Below are 18,977 nucleotides of genomic sequence, written 5' to 3'. Positions count from 1 at the left end.
TCACGTCGCACGCCCCAAACTTTGTTAGAACTAATAGACAGTCCAAAGTAGCGATATGCTGTTTGAATTAAGTAATCTAGTGCAAAATGAATGGCAGATTGGACTAACATGTTTAATCCAATCAGGAGTGAGCAAGTAATAGAAATAGTGCTGACTTTTGTGATTATGCTTCTCTCATGAAAGTCAGCACTTTCGCTAATTAATTCACTTCTGAAAGTTTAAGAGCGGGACTTTTTTTCTGATTTAGTAAGATACTAATCAACGCTAATACCGTAAATGCTAAGCTCGATAGGAATAGATTTTCTACACCGAACTGAGCGATAAACCACCCAGCGACTATCGAGCCAATAGTGATCCCAAAATTTGAAAAAGAGATGTACAGACTATTTGCAAATACTTTCGCATCACCTGCATTATCCATAACCCATGTTTGGCTCACAACCAAACCAGCAGAGTGTACTGCACCCCAAAACGCGACCATTGCTACCATGAAGGAGAACGAAAAACCCATGAAGTATACAACAAGATAGATAAGGCCAAGTGTAATAGGGTAAAGCATCACGGTCTTTTTCATGTTTTTGCCAAGTAATTTACCAAAGATGAAGTTACCAAAGATACCAAACACACCGAACACCATCAGCATTGCACTAATCCACGTGCCGTTCATATTCGTTACATTACTTAAGTACTGAGTAATAAAGCTGTACGAAGAAAACATCGCTGCAAATACGAATATTACGGTCGATAAAGACAGCCACATGGACTTGCTACGTAAAATAGTTACTTGAGAGCCGAATGACATTTTTTCCTTTACAGGCGCGCTTTCCATCAAGAACATCACACTCACTAACGCAATGGCACAAGCAGTTAAGCCAAAGTAAAAGGCATAAGCGAGAGAGTATTGTTCAGCTAGAAAAGCGCTAATCGGAATACCGAAGACCAAACCAACAGCAACACCACCGAATACTTTTGCTGCGGCGTTGCTTTGCTCTTCTACTGATACCATAGAAGTAGCTGCTACCAATGCAACTGAAAAGAAAACAGCATGCATCAAGGCTGGCAAAACGCGAAATATCATCATGGTTGTGTAATCTTGCGTCATTGCATACACCAGATTCGATAGAACGAACAAAGAAAGAATGCCAATTAAAACGTATTTTCTATTCCACCCAGACATCATTAACGTAATAAAGGGACCACTCACCGCGACGACAATAGCGTAGACACTGACTAATAGACCTGCTTCTTGTACATCAATATTGAAGTCTTTCATGACTTGTGGAAGGAGACCAATAATACCAAGCTCTGTCGTGATAACGCCAAAAACGGCTAAAGATAGAGCAAAGATAAACAAGCTTTGTTTTTTCATTGTTTCAACTCAAATTATTAATATGCGGTAATTACGTACCGTCGATATTGGTTGTTGTTAGAGCCCTAAGTCCAAGTGTTGGAAAAGTGGCACAAAAATGTTGTTTTTTATCCAATAAAAATGCCGTTTTCAATGTGATTGAATTCGGCAACGTATCAGAATTCGTATTATCAAAGGGTGGAGACTTTTTTTCTTACCCGATGACATGTGCTTAGAACTGTGTTGTAGGCAACGTGTAAATGACGACTGGTTTCTCGCTTTCCATGGTTTTGTGTGGTCATTTCAATAATCCTATTTCTAATTCCTGGTTTGCAGGCCTCGTAACAGTAATTCACTTGAAAGGTACGGCGGCAAGCAAGACAGCGAAATCGTTGATGGCCGTTGGGGCCATAACCATGCTTTATGACACTGTCACTCTTATGACAGAAGCGGCAGTTAGGTCTATTCGTTGTCACATCGAACCGTAAATTTCACCAAAAGATATTGGTAGTCGTTTGAATTTAATTATCAACTTGGATTGCATAATAGGGGATAACACACGCAAGATTAAGTCCTTAAAATTACCAATACATATTCCCACAGGGACTTAATATGTCTTTTTGAAGTTTTATTGTGCAAATGGTACTTGAAATAATTTGTGGGAAATGCTGATCCTGGCAATATCAGGTAACGCTCAAAGTAGTTTAGGGACAACTCAAATCAATCAAATGAAAGAGTATGCCAACGACGTTCAAAGTCATGTGTTGGAGTCATGTGGCCACTGGTTGATGGAGGAGTGCCCAGTCCAGGTTGAAGATCTAGTTATTGATTTTTTTAACAAAAAATAATCAATAAAACTCAGTTTGAGTGTTGTTGATTCGTACCCTAGAGCCACTCTAGGGTATTTTTATATTTGAACTGCTTATAATTCGTACTCGGTTATGTAGCAATATAACGAGAACTCTTTATCCATTGTCTAGTTCAGAATGTACCCAGCGAGAAAACGCTTGGAATTTTACTCTTGTTTCCATTCCTTTAGGGCAAACCAAATCGTAGCCCTTTCCTGATTCAATATGCGGAAATGGCGCGACTAGCCTCCCCGCTTGGATTAAAGGCAGCGCAAATTCATACCGAGCAAGAAACACACCGAGCGATAATTCCGCCGCTTCCATCGCTAGGCGATTGTCACTATAGAAGTCACACCGTTTTTTACAATCAATGTCGATATGCATTTCATCTAACCAATACTGCCACGCACTTGTATCCCCTCTATGGATAAAATTAACGTCAGATAGAGCGCTCAACCCATTGTGAAGACCATGCTCGGTGGCGTAATTAACACTGCACACAGGTGTCCTCTTTCCAGAAAATAGTCGCTCACTGAAGTGATTGGGATACCGCCCCTGGCTATAAAAAATCGCCACATCGTAAGGTTCAAATTGAAAATCAGATTGATTCTGTTTGGTTTGCAGCTTGATGCTTAGATTGGGGTATTGCTGACGAAGTGAAGGGAGTCTCGGGATCAGCCAAGCAGAGGCAAAATAAGGTGATGTGGCTATATGTAAGCTACCAGTCAGCTCTCCGGTTTGAATGTCAGAAAGGGTAGAAAAAATGGACTCAAATGATGAATTCAGAACACTCAGAACTCTTTGTCCCTCCGGTGTGAGCTCTAACTTTCGGGTTTTTCTAATGAATAGATTGAATTGAAGCTGCATTTCCAGTTTTTTAATTCGCTGGCTAACCCCACCTTGGGTCAGAAAGAGCTCTTCTGCTGCTTTGGTAAAACTCAAGTGGCGCGCTGCAACGCTAAAAGTATGAAGCAGAGAAAGCTGCTGTTGTTGATTGGTGATTGAGCTCATGCATTACTCTGGTTAATTCGTGTGGGGGAATTATTCGTTTGTCCGAAGTTGTCAGTCATTATAGATTAATTTGTGTAATGTCACATTACAAGGACGTTAATGGTGACTCAATCAAGAAGGGAATCGGAGCTGATAACGCTATTACGAGAATCGATAAGATATAACGTGGATGAGATACGATGAAACTTATTTTAAATGCTGATGATTTCGGGCTGACGGAGTCGGTGAACTTGGGGATTGCGGATTGTTTTCGTGCCGGAACCGTAAAATCGACCACCATAATGATGAACCAACCTGGTGTCTCTCACGCGTCACAACTCTATCAGCGTGGTCTTATTCATGAAGTTGGACTGCATTTTACAGTGACATCAGGTAAATCAATATCGTCCCCTAAATTAATTCCAACACTAGTTGACGAGAATGGTCATTTTTTTGATAGAAAGACCCTGTTTAATAAATCTGATGTGTCTTCTGATGAAGTCTTTAGAGAGTGTATGGCGCAATATCAAGCGGCTTTAAACGCGGGATTTAATATTAATCATATCGATAGCCACCATTTTGCTGGTGCCTATCGCCCTCTTAAAATAGGTTTTACACAAGCAGCCAATGAAATAGGCCTCCCCGTCAGGCGTATTGATAGCTTTATACGGGGTCAAAACTTATTGTCGGTTCCTACCCCAGATGCGTTTGATATGGGCTTTCATGCAGAAGGTGTCAATATTGAATACCTCAAAGCAGTATTGCTGGCTTATCAATACAGCATGCCTAACAGTACGATTGAATTAATGTGCCACCCAGCAAGGACGCTAACTGAAGAGCTAGAGGACATCTCTAGTTATACCCATGCTCGTGTTGAAGAGTGGAAGATTTTAACCAGCGATGAGTTCTCTCTCTGGCTAAGAAAAAGTGGCATTGAATGCGTTGGCTTTGATGCGCTTCATGCTTAAACCGCGAAACAACCTACCTTCTCACAAGATAAACCATCGGCCTTGTTAGGTCGTTAAAACCGTTCCTTGCGGTTCAATAAATCAGCACAATAATAAAGGGTGACATTGTGGTAAATCCTACCGTACTTTCCCAAGTTAATATCTATCCAGTCAAATCCATTGGCGGGCTTTCTCTCTCTTCTTCATGGCTCGAAAAGCAAGGCCTTGTTTTTGATCGTCGCTTTATGCTGGCGTTAACTGGTGATGATGTCTCCGCTTCGGCTAAATACCCAACCATGGTGACGGCGCGTCAGTATCCAAATATGGTTCAAGTGAGTTCTAGTCTACTGCCAACCGGTATCATTTTTTCTTACCCCGGGATGGGACCACTAAAACTACACTATTCTAATTTTAAAATGCAGGCTACAGATACCAGTGTTTGGAGGGACCGCTTTTCAGCCTATACAACAACCGATGAAGCAAATGACTGGTTTAGCCAAGTGATAGGGAAGCGAGTTGAGTTACTGTTTACAGGCGAGCAATCTAACCGCATGAGAGAAAACCTTGGTCATAATGTGAGCTTTGCCGACGGTTTTCCTATCTTGCTGATTAGCTCTGGCTCATTAGCGGAGCTGAATAGACGCAGCAGCGAAGTCCACACCATGGAACAGTTTCGTACTAACCTCGTGGTGCAATCAAACGAACCTTTTATCGAAGACTCATGGAAGCGTATCAAGATAGGTGACGTTGAATTTGAAATTGTAGAGCCGTGTGAGCGGTGCATTTTAACGACACTTGATCTGGAAAATGGAGAATTTAGGGCCAGTAAAGAGCCATTGACGAGCTTTTCACGCTTTAGAGCCAACGAGCAAGGCAAAATATTTTTCGGGCAAAACCTTGTAGCGAAAAACGAAGGTGTTATCTCCATCAATGATGCTATCGAAGTGCTTGAGTATAAATCTAAGGAGTTTTATGAAGATCTCGACGCCAAAAAACAAGAGTTGATTTGTGTTGAAAGAGAACCTACAGCAAGAAACTTCGAGACATTTTGGTTTGAGCCTAAAAACGGCATGGTGCCTGAGTATAAAGCGGGACAACACCTCCCTATTGAGCTCACGGTCAATGGCAAACTGACCAAACGAATGTATACGCTGTCATCTAGCCCCTCTCGGCCAGAACGTTTGTCGATTTCAGTGAAACGAGTCCATGGTGGTGAAGTTTCCAACTGGTTGTTCAACCACTTACAAGTTGGCCATACCATTATTGCGGATCAACCCAAAGGCACTTTTCATATTACTAAAGAATCGAATGAGCCGCTGTTGCTGCTTTCTGCCGGTAGCGGTGTGACGCCCATGATCGCTATGCTTCGGTATTTGACTGACCAACGAGACACGCGTGATATTGCGTTTTATCATCAATGTTTGACGAAAGCGGATATTCCATTCATGGAAGAGCTCCTTATGCTAGAAAAACAACACGCCAATGTCACTGTGACTCTAGCCCTTAGCGAGCCATCACCTGATTGGCTGGGCGAAAAGGGGCATTTTAGTCGTACTCATTTAAATCAAATTTCAGAGTTTCACAAACGTCAAGTTTTTGTATGTGGTCCTAGTGGTTTCATGGAGAGTGTAAAGCGCTTGATGATAGAGAGTGGGCTGCCCGAAGAACAGTACCATCAAGAGACATTTGGCGTTGCAAGAGTGGCGGACGGGAGCGAGAAAAGGGTTCAAATCAACCTTGATGGTGTCGTGTTTGAAGGAAGCAACCAGCGCACCGTTCTGGAGCAAGCTGAAGCAGCAGGGCTTTCTATTTCGAATAACTGCAGAGCTGGTTTCTGCGGCGCCTGCAAAGTCACTGTGAAATCAGGAGAGGTTTACCAGCCCGATGCCCCAGGAATTGAAGACAGTGATAAGGCGAAAGGAATGGCCCTAGCTTGCTGCGCGATACCTAAGACAAATGTAAATATTGTTAGCTAGTATGTAGGTTTTATGATGATTGAGGCCACTATCAAACTTTGATAGTGACCTCAATATCGTTGGATTATCTAAAACACAATAACACCCAAATGACCTGCAATGTCGTGCTTCGATTAGTCAACATTACAAAGAAGCCTCAAAAATATCCGGATGACGGCTCGATAATGCAATGATTTCATCTATGATGACTCTTATTTTAGGCAGAATGTATGGTGTTTTTAGCCAAACAATACTGATGGGTGCTCCTTCGCCATTGAATTTCTCTAATACAGGGCATAATTGCCCATCATCAAGGTATTGCTTCACTAACCATACTGGTAGTTGAGCTAAACCTGCACCAGATAAAGTCGATTGTAAAATACCTTCACAGTCAGCTATCTCATGACGTGCTGAAATATCAACAGATTCGGTTGCCCCTTTAGCATTTTTCAGCAGCCAACTATGCCTTTGTCCTATAGGCCAACCGACGATGCAATCATGTTGAGCAATATCTTCTTTTTTGGTAATAGGTGCTCGCGTTGCTAAATAAGAGGGAGAGGCACATATCACCCTTTTTTGCTCCCCTATTTTACGTGCAACAATATCGCCCGAATTTTCTAAGTGCCCAACGCGGATCGCAAGATCAATCCCGTCACTGACTAAATCCGTAGGACGGTCATTAAAGGTAATAGATAGATCTAATTGCTCGAACTTGGACGTTAATTCTAGCAACTTGGGTAGAATTGCTCTTCTACCGAGAACTGCGGGTAAATCTATACGCACACGCCCTGATGGCAATAACTGTTGATTGCTTAAGCGCTTCTCTGCTTCCTCTAAAATGGTCATCGCTTTAAGGCAGTCGGCTAAATAGGAATCCCCATCATTGGTTAACGCGATGCGTCGAGTTGTTCGATGAAGGAGTTTGGTGCCTAGCTGTTTTTCTAGTCGAGCAACGCTTTTACTTAAAGCTGAACCGGTCATTCCAAGCGCTTGAGCCGCAAGGGTAAAACTCCCCAACTGCGCTACGGTGACAAAATGACGAACTTCCACAAACTGGCTTTTTAACATTAATTAATTCCCCCAGGGACTTTATGTTCTTCATTATATTGACTTAATAAACAGATGTGAATCGATTATTCTGCGTACATCAACGAGATGATTACATCGACTTTCAATAAAGGTAAACATGATGAATAACTTCAATAGATTCAAAGGTAAGGTCGCTTTTATCCAAGGTGGCAGTCGCGGTATTGGTGCCGCCATTGTTGAGAGATTGGCATTGGAGGGAGCGTCTGTTGCTTTTACATTTGTGTCATCCCACGGAAAAGCTAAAGCGCTTGCGGAGAGCTTAACTTCACAAGGTAGCAAAGTCATCGCAATAAAGGCGGATAGCACTAAACCTGAAGATATCAGAAATGCAATCAGCGAAACCATAGAACAACTTGGTCAAATTGATATTGTCGTAAACAACGCAGGTGCGCTGATCTGGGACAGTATTGAAAATTTGACGATGGATGATTGGGACAAGACCATCAATACCAACGTACGAAGTGTATTTGTGGCTATTCATGAAGCCGCGAAGCATATGAATAATAACGGCAGAATAATCAATATCAGTAGTACGAACGCTCAGCGCATTCCTTTTGCTGGCGGTTCTATATATGGAATGAGCAAATCTGCACTAACCGGATTGGCCAAAGGTCTCTCTCGAGATCTAGGCCCTAGAGGCATTACAGTCAACAACATTTTACCTGGTCCGGTAGATACCGACTTAAACCCTGACAATGGCGATACTTCAGAGCCTGTAAAAGCTATCGGTGCACTTGGTCGTTATGGTCAAGTTGAGGAGATTGCTAGCTTAGTAGCATTCGTCGCTAGCTCAGAAGCGGGTTACATCACTGGTGCTGATTTGATGATCGACGGTGGCTTTTCCGCTTAATCAAAATATGCAGTCAAGTAACTCGTGATTTATCAATCTAACTTCAAGCAATCATCGATACATGGTTAGTAAAGAGAAGTACAATGGTTGGCCTATTTCACAGGTCAATCATTTAGAACCCCTTGGCTTTGATCAGTTTTGCATACTTGCCAACGACATCCAGTCACTACCACATAAACATCCGATGTTAAATATTGAGTTCAACAATAAAATAGATAACACATTAAAAACTAGCGTTATTAAATTGAATTCTGACTCTTAATCCAACATTTCTAAACAAAGAGGTAAATTACTTCTATGGACGACCCCGTTAGGTGCCGTTTTATCCTATTGTCTTCTTGTATTAAGGAGATAAGCACATGCTAGAGCTCTTTCTACAACCCGAAATCTGGGTAGTATTTGCCACTTTATTGATTCTTGAAATTGTTTTGGGGGTCGATAATGTCGTCTTCATTTCTGTTCTATGTGAGCGGCTTCCCGAACAGCAACGCAAAGTTGCACGTAATTTAGGTATTGCTCTGGCGGTGTTAACGCGAATAGGTCTTGTATTTTCTATTTCGTGGGTGATGTCTCTGACTAATCCTTTGCTGAGCTTCGCTCATACAACGTTCACCGGGCGAGATATTATTATGATATTGGGCGGTGTTTTTTTGTTGGCTAAAAGTGCGAAAGAACTTTGGTCATGGTTAAGACATACACCATCGTCATATTCGACTCGAGCTAGGACTGGACTCGCCGTCGTGCTTCTCCAGATTGTAGCGGTAGATGCCGTTTTTTCTATGGATTCAGTCATAACCGCCGTTGGTTTAACATCTGAAGTGCCAGTTATGATAGCTTCTATTTTGACATCCGCGATTTTTATGATTTTAACAGCGGAAAAAATTAACAACTTGGTTATTCGTTACCCAGGATTTAAAACGCTGGCTTTACTGTTTTTGGTTTTATTAGGAGGGTTGTTGATGGCGGAAGGGCTAGCCATTCATATCAATAAAGGCTATGTGTACTTTGCTATGGTTTTCGGACTAACGCTTGAGTTATGTCATATACAAATAAAAAACAAACATAAGCGAACCTTAACCATCCAGCGAATTAAAGCATATCAGTCCAAAGCGAGCTGAGTTACATTCTAATGAGACACGTCTCCATTATAAGGAGACTGTCAGCTCTGCTAATTCGGAATGTGCAAACCTATTCGACACAGTCAGCACTAGACAAAGCTGCTTTCTATAAATAAGGGTTATTCATTAATTGCTAATTTAGGAAGGCCGATAACTCAGAAATGTCCAAAAATGAGTTTCAGAAGCATCGTTTAATCAAGCCAGGTGAGTGCCTTATCAAACCCCTCTGGCGTTATATTGATGTACCAATCTAGCTCCACTTTTTTGCGCATGACCAGTCCACACTCTTCAAGAGCTTTACATGAAACTCGGAAGTTGTTCGGGTGAATATCTCTCCCAAGCACTTGATTGACGGCCAGGTTGATGACGGTTGACTTACCTTATTTTACTCCTTTGATGAACGCCTTGGCCAAACATCTTAAGACCTCTTTCTGAACTTGGCTCATTATTGCTTTTTTCATTCTCTCTGCCTCTTAATCATTGCAACAATAATTAAATTAAAATTCTGAAAATTTATTTATTTTATCAAGGGTAGGTTCGTGCTGGCTGCTATATGCTTGCATGTAGAGTCAGTATGAAGCCGACAGAACGAAGCAACGTCAGTCAGCTCTTTACTCATTTAAAGAACAGCTTTATTCGCGATTCTAAAGAGAGATATTTTTTCCTAAAACCTTATAGACCGTAGTCCTACTGCACTCTAACTCTTTACTGATCGCATGCTTGTTCATTCCTCGGTCTGCAAGCTCTTGAGTACGCGTATGAAGCGTCTTATTAGGAAATCGGCCAAGATGCCGTCCTTCAGAGGGATTTAGAAGAAGAAAGTGAGTGATTTTTGCGATCTCGTAGCTATTAGAGAAAGGAAGTGTGCAAAAACCACTCAAAAGTTGGCTATAACATATTGTGCATTAAACACAAAAACGACTCCTTATTGAGAGCCGTTTTTATTGGGATTCTACTTTTACTATTTGGTGTTCTTTATATTTTTCTCATTAACAATTAAGCTTGTGTTTTAAATGGGATAATTGGTGTTTCTATTTCCATGCTTTCAGCTTCCCAAGTATCTAATTTAGCTTGCATCATAATCCAAATGCCAACGCCAGTTCCGGTCGTTTCTGCTAGGCGTCTAGCCATTGCATGTGAGCATTTGGCTTTACCGTTAACAAATTCACTTAGTGCTTTTCTTGTTACACCTAAGTTCACTGCTGCTTCGGTAATTGATATTCCTCTTTCATCCAAAATAGTGTGTTTAAAAAACTTACCTGGATGTGATGGTTTTCTCGTCATTCTCATTTCTACTCTCCTAAAGCCTACCTTGTATGTAACGAGATAGACTAAGGTCACATATATCGTGACCCGTAACCTAATCTTTTATTAGGCAGCTATCGGGCTTTTATTTTTTTCCCGTGATAATCGATATAATCAAGAAATTCAGCGCCTTCATCTTGTATTTGAAAAGTTATTCGCCAATTTCCATTAACTTTTATACTGTAAACCCCTTTACCAGAACCTTTCTTTTCAGAAAATTTATCTCTATAAATTGCTTTCAGATCTTTAGGGTGGTGTGAAGCATCGACAGCATCCAGTATAAACGCAATGCTATCGATGTGATTTGGGTTTAAGCCACTTTCGTTTCCGTCATAGTAAAATTGCTTAAGCCCTTTATGCGAAAAATTTTTGATAGCCAAAATGAGATCCTCCATAGGCAGTTGTTAAATATTTTCATTAAGCTAATGATATCCATTTGATATTCCTTTTTAATTTTTTTTGTTATCAAAGAACTCGTACCTAGCTATTGAATATATTTTGCCTACGCAGTTCACATAGAGGTCGGTATTTGCAACCTTTACAATGTAACCCGTAACGTAACAGGTGTCAATTATTTATCTTTACACCTTCTAGAACTTTATAAACAGTAGTTCGACTGCATTCTAACTTTTTACTGATCGCATGTTTATTCATACCTTGCTCTGTAAGGTCTTGAATGCGTTGATGAAGACTCTTATCAGGAAATCGCCCGAGGTGCCTACCTTCAGAGCGTGCACGCTCCCTTCCCTCATTACAGCGCTGTAAGATTCGTTTTCTTTCCATTTCAGCAAACGCCGATATGGTCGTGTAAATAACTCGACCTACATCGCTATTGATATCTAAATCCCCCAAGTCATGAAACACCAAACCCGCTTTCTTTTGCGCTAGTTGATCGGCAATTTGCAAAGCATCGATGGTATTTCGAGCAATGCGGTCGACTTTGGTAACATGAATAACATCTCCCTCCCTTGCAAAATCCAGCAACAGGTTAAGCTGTTCTCTATCAGAGGATTTACCGCTCGCTTGCTCTTGGTAAATTTTTTCACAACCAAGACGTTTAAGTTGTTCAAGTTGAACATCGAGCGTTTGGTCTTGGGTGCTAACACGAGCATAACCAATTTTCATGGAATGAACCTTAAAGTGAACTTAAAGATATTGATACACAAGTGTACATGTTCACTTTAAATTATAAAGATTAACTGAACAGTTATTAAATGATTGTGAGCAATGTCCATAAAGTTACTAGCCCAGCGATGAACAATGGCTAAAAGCAGCCAACGAAAAGCTCTACAACGCTCTGACATGCGGTAGTTGCAGCTCTTGCTTAGTTAAGACTTACTGAAATTGCTTCATCAAACGTTGTAATGCTTTTATTCGATCAACCAATACGCCCGTGCGTTCGATTGATGTTTGAGAGGTCGCTGAAGTTTCGTTTGCTAGTGCTTTGATGTTTGAAACGTTACGATTTACTTCCTGAGTTACTATCGCTTGTTGGTCAACCGCTGTGGCGATTTGCATGCTACTGTCTGAAACCATGTTTAGCTTATCAGAAATAGCTTGTAAGACATTACCACTCTCATTTGCTTGCTCTTTGCATCGAACTGACAACTCACCACCTTTCTCCATTGAATTAACGGCACGGTTTGCTGTTTGCTGAAGCTGTGCAATCATAGAGTGAATTTCATTCGCAGACTCGCCTGTTTTCGAAGCTAGGTTCCGTACCTCATCGGCAACAACTGCGAAACCACGACCAGCTTCACCAGCACGGGCTGCCTCAATTGCAGCATTTAGAGCAAGAAGATTGGTTTGCTCTGAAATAGTTGTAATTAGCTTAAGAATCGTTTCAATTTGTTGGCTGTCTTGTGCAAGTTGGGTGATGATAGAACGAGTCTGTGCCAGTTCATGGGTTAATGAGTTGATCTCATTAATTGTGCTCTTAATACTTCGAAGTCCTTCTTTTGATTCATTATCTGCTTCCTCAGCTAGTTTGGAGGCATTGCCCGCTGATTTGGCCACATCATCAATCGAATGGCTAAGTTCTTCAATAGCAGTAGCTACTTGTTCAGTTTCATGGCATTGGCGGTCGAGGCTTTGTCCTACGGATTGAATGGTGCCGAGCTCGTCTTCAGCAGAAAGTAAGATATCACCTGAAGTTTCTGTTGCTCTGGCACAGACCGCGCGAAGTTCAGCACTTTTCATCATTAGTGCTAATTCAAGGCGCGAGTAATCATCAAAGTGATCTGCGTATAGCATTTCCATCAGGGGGTTGTCATAGATCGACTTTGCCAACTCTTTAGCGATGTTGAAGCGGTGTCTCTGTATAAACACCAGTGACATTAAAATCGTACTGATAAGCGCTATCGATAAGGCAGGAATGGTCGGTTGTATCGTCGCTGATGCTATAGAAATAAGAGCGAGAATGGTACTAAAGGCAGCTGCAATATTGTGAAACGCGACTCTTGGCTTAACTTTATAAGCGCCAGTATTTATTTTTTGATAGAGCTTGGTTGCTCGATCGGTCTGCGCTTCGGTAGGCTTAGTTCGAACAGATTGATACTCAATTGTAGAGCCATCTACACCTTTGATAGGGGTGACGAAAGCAGATACCCAATAGTGCTTTTCTCCCTTACATTGATTTTTTACTAGTCCCATCCAGCTTTTGCCAGATTGAAGATAGTCCCACATCTGTCTAAATGCCGCTTTTGGCATATCTTTGTGGCGTACCAAATTGTGAGGGTTGGCAATCAGTTCTTCTTCACCATATCCAGCTATATCGCAAAACTCCTGGTTAGCATAAGTTATGTAGCTTTTAGGATCGGTGGTTGATATTAAATTTGCTGATTCTGGATAGTCATTGTTGAGCTGTTTGTCGTTCACTATTAACGGGTCTCTCTATTTCTTATATCTAGAACATCTGCGTCATCGAAATATATGTATTTACCATTCGATGCTTGCTACATTCATAACTTATAAGCATTTATGCTACGCTATACATAAGTGTTTGAAATATGATGTAGATCAAATAGTAGACTTATTTATAAAAAGCTTAATGAATCACCTCAAAACTGTCGGCAAGCGGACAGATGGTAGCGACTAAAAGATAGTCGTACCGAGCACTAAGGAAGTTTGGCAAAGAGAGAATAAACTAAGAACAAAATCTGAAATTGAAGCATGGATTAGATTCCTCATTCTCGCGAAGGGAAAGCCTCCGAAGCTACTAGATTCAATGAAATAGTATTTACTCTAGCTTGCTTTGTGGCATTTTCGAGCTAGAAAATGCCATGTGTTAAAATTCAGATTGTGACGTTTTTGCCCCATTCCGCTTTAGTGCAATGACTAACCAATGGATCACGCTGCTGAATTTCCGATACTTGTAGTTATGACTGAGTGCGGAACAACGGTTCTCAGCATCTCTCATTTATGTGCAAAATCGACACTTCTATCCGACAACTTCCGCTTGCATTGTTATGCAATTTCTTTGGGCGTGATAAGGCGTTAATGAACAAACGAGTGAGCTACTCACTTGTGTTAACTGGTGAACAACTATCTGAATACATAGTTCTATCTGCTATTTACTAGAAAATTTATCTCGGTACTCCCTAGGTGTTATTCCTTTGTAGCTCTTGAATAACCGATTAAAATTTGAAGGATTATTGTATCCAACCATTTGGCATATATGACTGACTTTCAGGCTAGACGTTTCTAACAACCTAGCAGCATGGCTCAATCGTATTTTTTTCAGCCTTTGACTAAATGTTTCGCCAAAATGACGAATAAAAATACGATTTACCGTTCGCTCACAACAAAAAATATGCTGAGACAAATCATACAACGAAATATCTTGGGCATAGTGCTGATTCAAATATTCAGATAGTGCTTCAATTCTATCTTTTTCAGACTCAAATTTAACATGTTCAGAAGAGCCTAAAGTCACGGGATTCTTGTCTTGAGTTACCACTGAAAAAACACGAAAAAGCACCGATAGCTGCTCTAGGCTTGAGGTTTTATAATCAATCTGGTTGATGACTGTTTTCACTTCGACAGCCGTTGGTCGGGAAAATTGAATGGATAAGCCATCACCAAGTATGCTGGATAGCTTTCTCATTTCCTTACAGTGCATCAACATATTCGACACCCATTCTTTATCAACCCATAGACTGTGCCTCTCGGGGGGAAGCTTTTTACTATTTGCTACTAAGCCTCTTAAATCATGGGGTAATTCTGGAGGAATCAAGAACAAAGAACACGAAGTGACATCTATATCAACACTTCCAATCCTGATTACGCCTTGGTAGTGATCCAGCAACAGAAATTCAAACTCACTGTGAAAATGAGCTTTCAATAACTCTAAGGGAGAGTCATCTAAATGATGTCTCCAAGAGTAGCCTGGACGTATCAAGCTTTTCGTCGGTATAGGTCTCATTCTGCCTAGATCCAATAAATACTGCCTTTAAATATTGTCGAAATAGTATCACTTAATGTCCAAATAGTGCGACTAAAAGCGCGAAATATACCGAATAATAGTCCCAAGAGCTTAGCTAACCTCAAAAACAAAACTAACAACAACTTAAAGAGGTTGAAAGAATGAAGAACTATGCAAAATTCATCTTTGATATGGATGGAACACTTGTCGATTCAAAGGACGCTGTCGTAAAAGCATGGAGTCTATGGGCGCTAGAACATAACATCAATGTCGATCGCATTTTAGCCATATCTCATGGTCGCCCAGCGGACGACGTCATCAAAGAGCTGATGCCCCACCTTAATATAAAACAAGAAGTTGCTAAGCTGGAAGCAATAGAATTGGACAATGTCGATTCTGTAAAACCTATACGCGGAGCGATTGCTTTCCTGAACAAGTTAAACGATCACGACTGGGCAATATATACGTCTGCACCAAGAGAATTGGCCGTTCAACGATTGATGGCTGCCTCAATTCCAGTCCCTCAAATATTGGTTACCGTAGAGGATGTACAAAAAGGAAAGCCTGAACCAGAAGGTTACAAGCTAGCGGCCGAAAAACTAAAAGTGCTCCCTGAGCATTGTCTTGTTTTTGAAGATGCTCTAGCAGGTATCCAATCCGCCCTAAGCGCTGGGTGTGATGTTGTTAATATTACCGCTGTTGCTCCCACACAACCCACTATAAATGGAGTTACATCAGCAAGGGATTACTTTGATGTATCAGCATGTCTAAACGACCAATTCATTCAGGTATAAAACTATGGCTCAACCAAAAGTAAGGAACATTGTTTTCGACGTTGGCAACGTGATTGTTCGTTGGGATCCTTTAGAAATTACTCGACTCACTTTTGTGGAGAGTGAAGATCATCAACAACTTGCCAAAGCAACCTTCCAATCCCAGACGTGGATAGATTTGAACAAAGGACTCATATCAGAAACAGAAGCCAAAACTCAGTATCAGCAGATTCTCGGGTTCTCAGAGCAGGAGTGTGAAGAGCTGTTTTATTATGTAAAGCAGACTCAACGTCTAATAGTTGGTTCCATTGCTCTCATTCAACGCATTAAGAGTGCAGGTTATGGTGTCTATGCACTAACGGATAACGTTCACGAAATAGTAGCCTACTTAAAGTCAACCTACTCATTTTGGCCGCTATTTGATGGAGCGATAGTATCGGCGGAAGTGGGCATGCTGAAACCTCAACCAGAAATTTATCACTTGTTACTCAATAAGTACGAACTTATAGCTTCAGAGACCGTGTTTATTGATGACATGCTTTACAACGTGGAAGGAGCAAAGTCTGTTGGTATGCATGCAATTCAATTTGAAGATATAGGCCAATGTGAAAAAGACTTAATATCTCTAGGGCTGAATATCTAGGGCGTTTTCGGGTCTAGTTCCATTTTGCATGTTCAGCGAAACATTCTGCATAAAGCGAATCCAATGCCATAGATAGAGATTGCTTGGTTTTGTCCATTTCGTGCATATCAGCCATCGTGAGAAGCGATAGCTGTTTGTGCTTTGGAGTACTAAAAGTTATCCGAAACAAGCTAAATTAGTAAACTAACTGACTCAGAATTGTCCAAAACCTTCACAGGCTGAATTTTTACCTATGGCAATCATTAGGGCGTTGTTGCAAATAATCAGATAAGGCAGATCTACCCAGTGATGGGCTTAATGATTACTGGTAAACCCCCTCAATATTGAAGAGACGATTCATAAAGGCGGATCTCTCCCGCACAATGGTTTTATGTTCATCATTGCGCAACCAACAATCAAATTGCCCCTTGTTCAACATCCGTAATGATTCGAATCCTTGGATAGTTGACCAAGCTCGTTTTCGTATTTTAAACCCACCGGTGGCTACAACAAGTTTCTTGATGGGGGCGTGATCAGACTCGATACCGTTATTGAGGTGCTTCACTTGCCGCTGCTCGACATCCGCTCGCAGTCGTCCCTCCTTCTTCAAGCGAGCAATCGCATTGGCGTATGAGGAGTGTTTGTCAGTGTTTAATGTTTTAGGCTGATTGTCTACGTCGTAATATCTCAGGCAACGCCTAAGGAACTGATAAGCGGCTTCTTTATTACGTTTGTGGGAGAAATAGAAATCCAGCGTCTCGCCTTGCTTATTGATGGCACGGTAAAGGTAGTGCCACTTCCCCTTCACTTTTACGTAGGTTTCATCGAGCTGCCACGAAGAGTCTGTCCGGATAAATTGATGGCGACGTAATCTCTTACGTAATGTCGGGGCATATTCAATGAACCAACGATAAATGGTCGAACGATTAACCGAGATCCCCCGTTCTGCCAGCATGTCACTGAGGTTTGCATAACTCATCGGGGTCGAACCATACCAGCGAAGGCACCAAAGGATGATCTCAGGGGCAAAGTGTTTCCATTTGAATTCGGGGTTGGTCATTGAATCGCTGGATTAGATGGGAAAGAAACGATTCTGAGCCCAGGCCTGATTTTTTGCAACAACACCATATCGCGAAGCACCTCGATCCATTTTTCTTTAGCTTCACCCTTGAACGTCATATTTTCGAAAGATTGCTTAAGTGAAAAAGTGGATAACGGAACTTCTGGTGATAAGGAAATATTCACTATTCCAGCGGCAATATCATCAATGATAAGTGAAGGTTTGATAGACCATGACAAACCTTTTGGATCTGTTTCATACTGCATACTTTTCCCTCTCGATACCTAGATTTGCTCATGCAATCCTGAACGACTATAGGTGAGCCGCTTACATGCTCGTAAGTGCCCGAAAAATCACGCCTACTACAAATACACCTAAACCAGCGCCTGCTAAAGCCATTTAAGATGGTTGGAATTCTAGAAGCCTTGGTTGAGGGATTTCTTTGATTTTTGTGCCGTATTTCATTTCATTATCATTGTCAGAGTTTAAACGCCACACAATGGTGCCTTTAAAAAATATCAAAAAGATCACATCATGCATCTTCCTGTCTTCAGCTATTTCCCAGAGTAACTGGTGACATTGATTGAAAAGCGAGTCAAACTTTTGCCTAAATAGGTAGTCGTAGATATTTAGAAGTTCACCTATGTCTTTATCTTTGATACGTTCAAAAAGCCCCATGTCAACATGTGCTTGATATTTGTATATCTTAGCTCGACATACGTTATATTCGCTTTGATCTGATTGTATTGCTCTATCAAGATTGTTAATCTTTTCACTATGTGTACGTTTTCTGTTAACAGTAAACAAAATGTTATTTGCTGCTGTAAAATAACCAAGCTTTCTTGCTTTTTTCTCTAGTTTAACTAAGGTCTTTAAACGAAGATCGGATGGTTTACGTTCTGCAAGTAGCGCTTCTGTCACAATGCTCTCAACAGACTGTTTGTGGAATTCATTTTTCCGTGATTTTGCTAGTTTAATTGCCGAGTCCAAATCGGTACTTTCAAGTAAACTCAATCTTTCTCTATAGATCATATCCAGCGTCCATTTATCCGACTCTGGACACAATTCTTCACATAAATCTAAGTACTCTTTTGCTTCGTCGTAATTGGCTTTCATTCTATACGAACTGGACATTAGAGCATAATAGCGGTGCAACTGTTCACTATCGACCTCTTTAATTACATCCAATAAACTATCTATGGCTGTAATTGTTTCTGTGAATCGAGATGTACTTTTAAGCAAATATACATACGCTCCGCTTAGATAACACAGCTTATTCATTCTTCTTAATGCTAACTCAGTTGACTGACCTGTTGCTTCTGAATGACTAATATTATCTCGACACTCCTCGAATGCATGACGAAGCAAGGTACAGGTATTATCTTCCTCAGTATTGTATCCGGACTGAGAGATTTTTCGATTGATAGAGCTGAGCTTCACACCCTTTTTCGTTTCGGTGAGCGTAACATTTAGGTACTCGTTTGATATTCGCAATATCTCTTCACGAGTCATTTTACTCATCATATAGTCTTTGATTATAGGGTTAACCTTAACTAATTTTGAGTCCTGATCTAGTTGCACTGTTGTGGCAAGTTCTAGTCTAACGAGCTCCATGGTGTGCTGAGCATATAGTATCCGCCCCATGAACC

The 18,977-nt window shown here is 41.0% G+C and carries 17 protein-coding genes and 3 pseudogenes; 6 read left to right on the top strand and 14 right to left on the bottom strand.

Going from position 1 to position 18,977, the window contains the following annotated elements:
* Nucleotides 1–199 precede the first annotated feature (199 nt).
* The 3 genes from AB4589_RS06210 to AB4589_RS06200 form a co-directional block, all read right to left on the bottom strand.
* A complete protein-coding gene (locus AB4589_RS06210; protein ID WP_102576946.1) occupies nt 200–1,369 on the bottom strand; it encodes an MFS transporter in 1,170 nt (389 codons plus the stop codon).
* A 170-nt stretch (nt 1,370–1,539) separates the two neighbouring features.
* Nucleotides 1,540–1,824, bottom strand: coding sequence for an IS1-like element transposase (locus tag AB4589_RS06205; protein WP_081326642.1), 285 nt, complete (start codon nt 1,822–1,824; stop codon nt 1,540–1,542).
* A gap of 489 nt (nt 1,825–2,313) precedes the next feature.
* On the bottom strand, nt 2,314–3,207 hold the full coding sequence (locus tag AB4589_RS06200) for a LysR substrate-binding domain-containing protein (protein WP_016795505.1): 894 nt from the start codon (nt 3,205–3,207) through the stop codon (nt 2,314–2,316).
* 179 nt (nt 3,208–3,386) lie between these two features.
* Between AB4589_RS06200 and AB4589_RS06195 the strand changes: the two genes are divergently transcribed.
* Nucleotides 3,387–4,154 (top strand): carbohydrate deacetylase, encoded by a 768-nt coding sequence (locus AB4589_RS06195; RefSeq protein WP_372029489.1) that lies wholly within the window; start codon nt 3,387–3,389, stop codon nt 4,152–4,154.
* Nucleotides 4,155–4,261: 107 nt separating this feature from the next.
* Nucleotides 4,262–6,109: an MOSC N-terminal beta barrel domain-containing protein gene (locus tag AB4589_RS06190; protein ID WP_372029491.1), complete on the top strand. Its 1,848-nt coding sequence runs from the start codon at nt 4,262–4,264 to the stop codon at nt 6,107–6,109.
* A gap of 123 nt (nt 6,110–6,232) precedes the next feature.
* Here AB4589_RS06190 and AB4589_RS06185 read toward each other — a convergent pair whose 3' ends face one another.
* Nucleotides 6,233–7,156, bottom strand: a complete 924-nt coding sequence (locus tag AB4589_RS06185; protein ID WP_017057680.1) for a LysR family transcriptional regulator — start codon at nt 7,154–7,156, stop codon at nt 6,233–6,235.
* Nucleotides 7,157–7,274: 118 nt separating this feature from the next.
* Here AB4589_RS06185 and AB4589_RS06180 point away from each other — a divergent pair, with 118 nt between their 5' ends.
* A complete protein-coding gene (locus tag AB4589_RS06180) occupies nt 7,275–8,027 on the top strand; it encodes a 3-oxoacyl-ACP reductase family protein (protein WP_372099778.1) in 753 nt (250 codons plus the stop codon).
* A gap of 359 nt (nt 8,028–8,386) precedes the next feature.
* Nucleotides 8,387–9,145, top strand: coding sequence for a TerC family protein (locus AB4589_RS06175; protein WP_372099776.1), 759 nt, complete (start codon nt 8,387–8,389; stop codon nt 9,143–9,145).
* A 191-nt stretch (nt 9,146–9,336) separates the two neighbouring features.
* Here AB4589_RS06175 and AB4589_RS06170 read toward each other — a convergent pair.
* The 7 genes and pseudogenes from AB4589_RS06170 to AB4589_RS06140 form a co-directional block, all read right to left on the bottom strand.
* Nucleotides 9,337–9,606: pseudogene (locus AB4589_RS06170) on the bottom strand (hypothetical protein).
* A gap of 183 nt (nt 9,607–9,789) precedes the next feature.
* A pseudogene (locus AB4589_RS06165) lies at nt 9,790–9,948 on the bottom strand (helix-turn-helix domain-containing protein); the annotation flags it as partial.
* Between the two features lie 193 nt (nt 9,949–10,141).
* Nucleotides 10,142–10,435: a HigA family addiction module antitoxin gene (locus AB4589_RS06160; protein ID WP_017101335.1), complete on the bottom strand. Its 294-nt coding sequence runs from the start codon at nt 10,433–10,435 to the stop codon at nt 10,142–10,144.
* Between the two features lie 89 nt (nt 10,436–10,524).
* Nucleotides 10,525–10,830 (bottom strand): type II toxin-antitoxin system RelE/ParE family toxin, encoded by a 306-nt coding sequence (locus AB4589_RS06155; protein WP_029225531.1) that lies wholly within the window; start codon nt 10,828–10,830, stop codon nt 10,525–10,527.
* A 187-nt stretch (nt 10,831–11,017) separates the two neighbouring features.
* Nucleotides 11,018–11,575, bottom strand: a complete 558-nt coding sequence (locus AB4589_RS06150) for a recombinase family protein (protein WP_372099774.1) — start codon at nt 11,573–11,575, stop codon at nt 11,018–11,020.
* A gap of 210 nt (nt 11,576–11,785) precedes the next feature.
* Complete coding sequence (locus AB4589_RS06145; RefSeq protein ID WP_017100280.1) at nt 11,786–13,327, bottom strand: PAS domain-containing methyl-accepting chemotaxis protein; 1,542 nt, start codon at nt 13,325–13,327, stop codon at nt 11,786–11,788.
* 691 nt (nt 13,328–14,018) lie between these two features.
* On the bottom strand, nt 14,019–14,873 hold the full coding sequence (locus AB4589_RS06140) for a helix-turn-helix transcriptional regulator (protein WP_372099772.1): 855 nt from the start codon (nt 14,871–14,873) through the stop codon (nt 14,019–14,021).
* 161 nt (nt 14,874–15,034) lie between these two features.
* Here AB4589_RS06140 and AB4589_RS06135 point away from each other — a divergent pair, with 161 nt between their 5' ends.
* Nucleotides 15,035–15,667, top strand: a complete 633-nt coding sequence (locus AB4589_RS06135; protein WP_368084181.1) for an HAD-IA family hydrolase — start codon at nt 15,035–15,037, stop codon at nt 15,665–15,667.
* Nucleotides 15,668–15,671: 4 nt separating this feature from the next.
* Nucleotides 15,672–16,289: an HAD family phosphatase gene (locus tag AB4589_RS06130; RefSeq protein ID WP_029827040.1), complete on the top strand. Its 618-nt coding sequence runs from the start codon at nt 15,672–15,674 to the stop codon at nt 16,287–16,289.
* 301 nt (nt 16,290–16,590) lie between these two features.
* Here the strand turns inward: AB4589_RS06130 and AB4589_RS06125 are convergent, their stop codons facing one another.
* The 3 genes and pseudogenes from AB4589_RS06125 to AB4589_RS06115 form a co-directional block, all read right to left on the bottom strand.
* Nucleotides 16,591–17,328: an IS6 family transposase gene (locus AB4589_RS06125; RefSeq protein WP_372099769.1), complete on the bottom strand. Its 738-nt coding sequence runs from the start codon at nt 17,326–17,328 to the stop codon at nt 16,591–16,593.
* Nucleotides 17,325–17,594: a hypothetical protein gene (locus AB4589_RS06120; protein ID WP_372099767.1), complete on the bottom strand. Its 270-nt coding sequence runs from the start codon at nt 17,592–17,594 to the stop codon at nt 17,325–17,327. The genes AB4589_RS06125 and AB4589_RS06120 overlap by 4 nt, the downstream gene beginning before the upstream one ends.
* A gap of 133 nt (nt 17,595–17,727) precedes the next feature.
* Nucleotides 17,728–18,977 (bottom strand): annotated as a pseudogene (locus AB4589_RS06115) (hypothetical protein); the annotation flags it as partial.

The sequence above is a fragment of the Vibrio sp. 10N.222.49.A3 genome (assembly GCF_041475145.1).
GTDB classification, from domain to species: domain Bacteria; phylum Pseudomonadota; class Gammaproteobacteria; order Enterobacterales; family Vibrionaceae; genus Vibrio; species Vibrio tasmaniensis_A.
The sequence above is the reverse complement of the archived record's forward strand: the minus strand, read 5'-3'. Positions and strand labels throughout refer to the sequence as shown.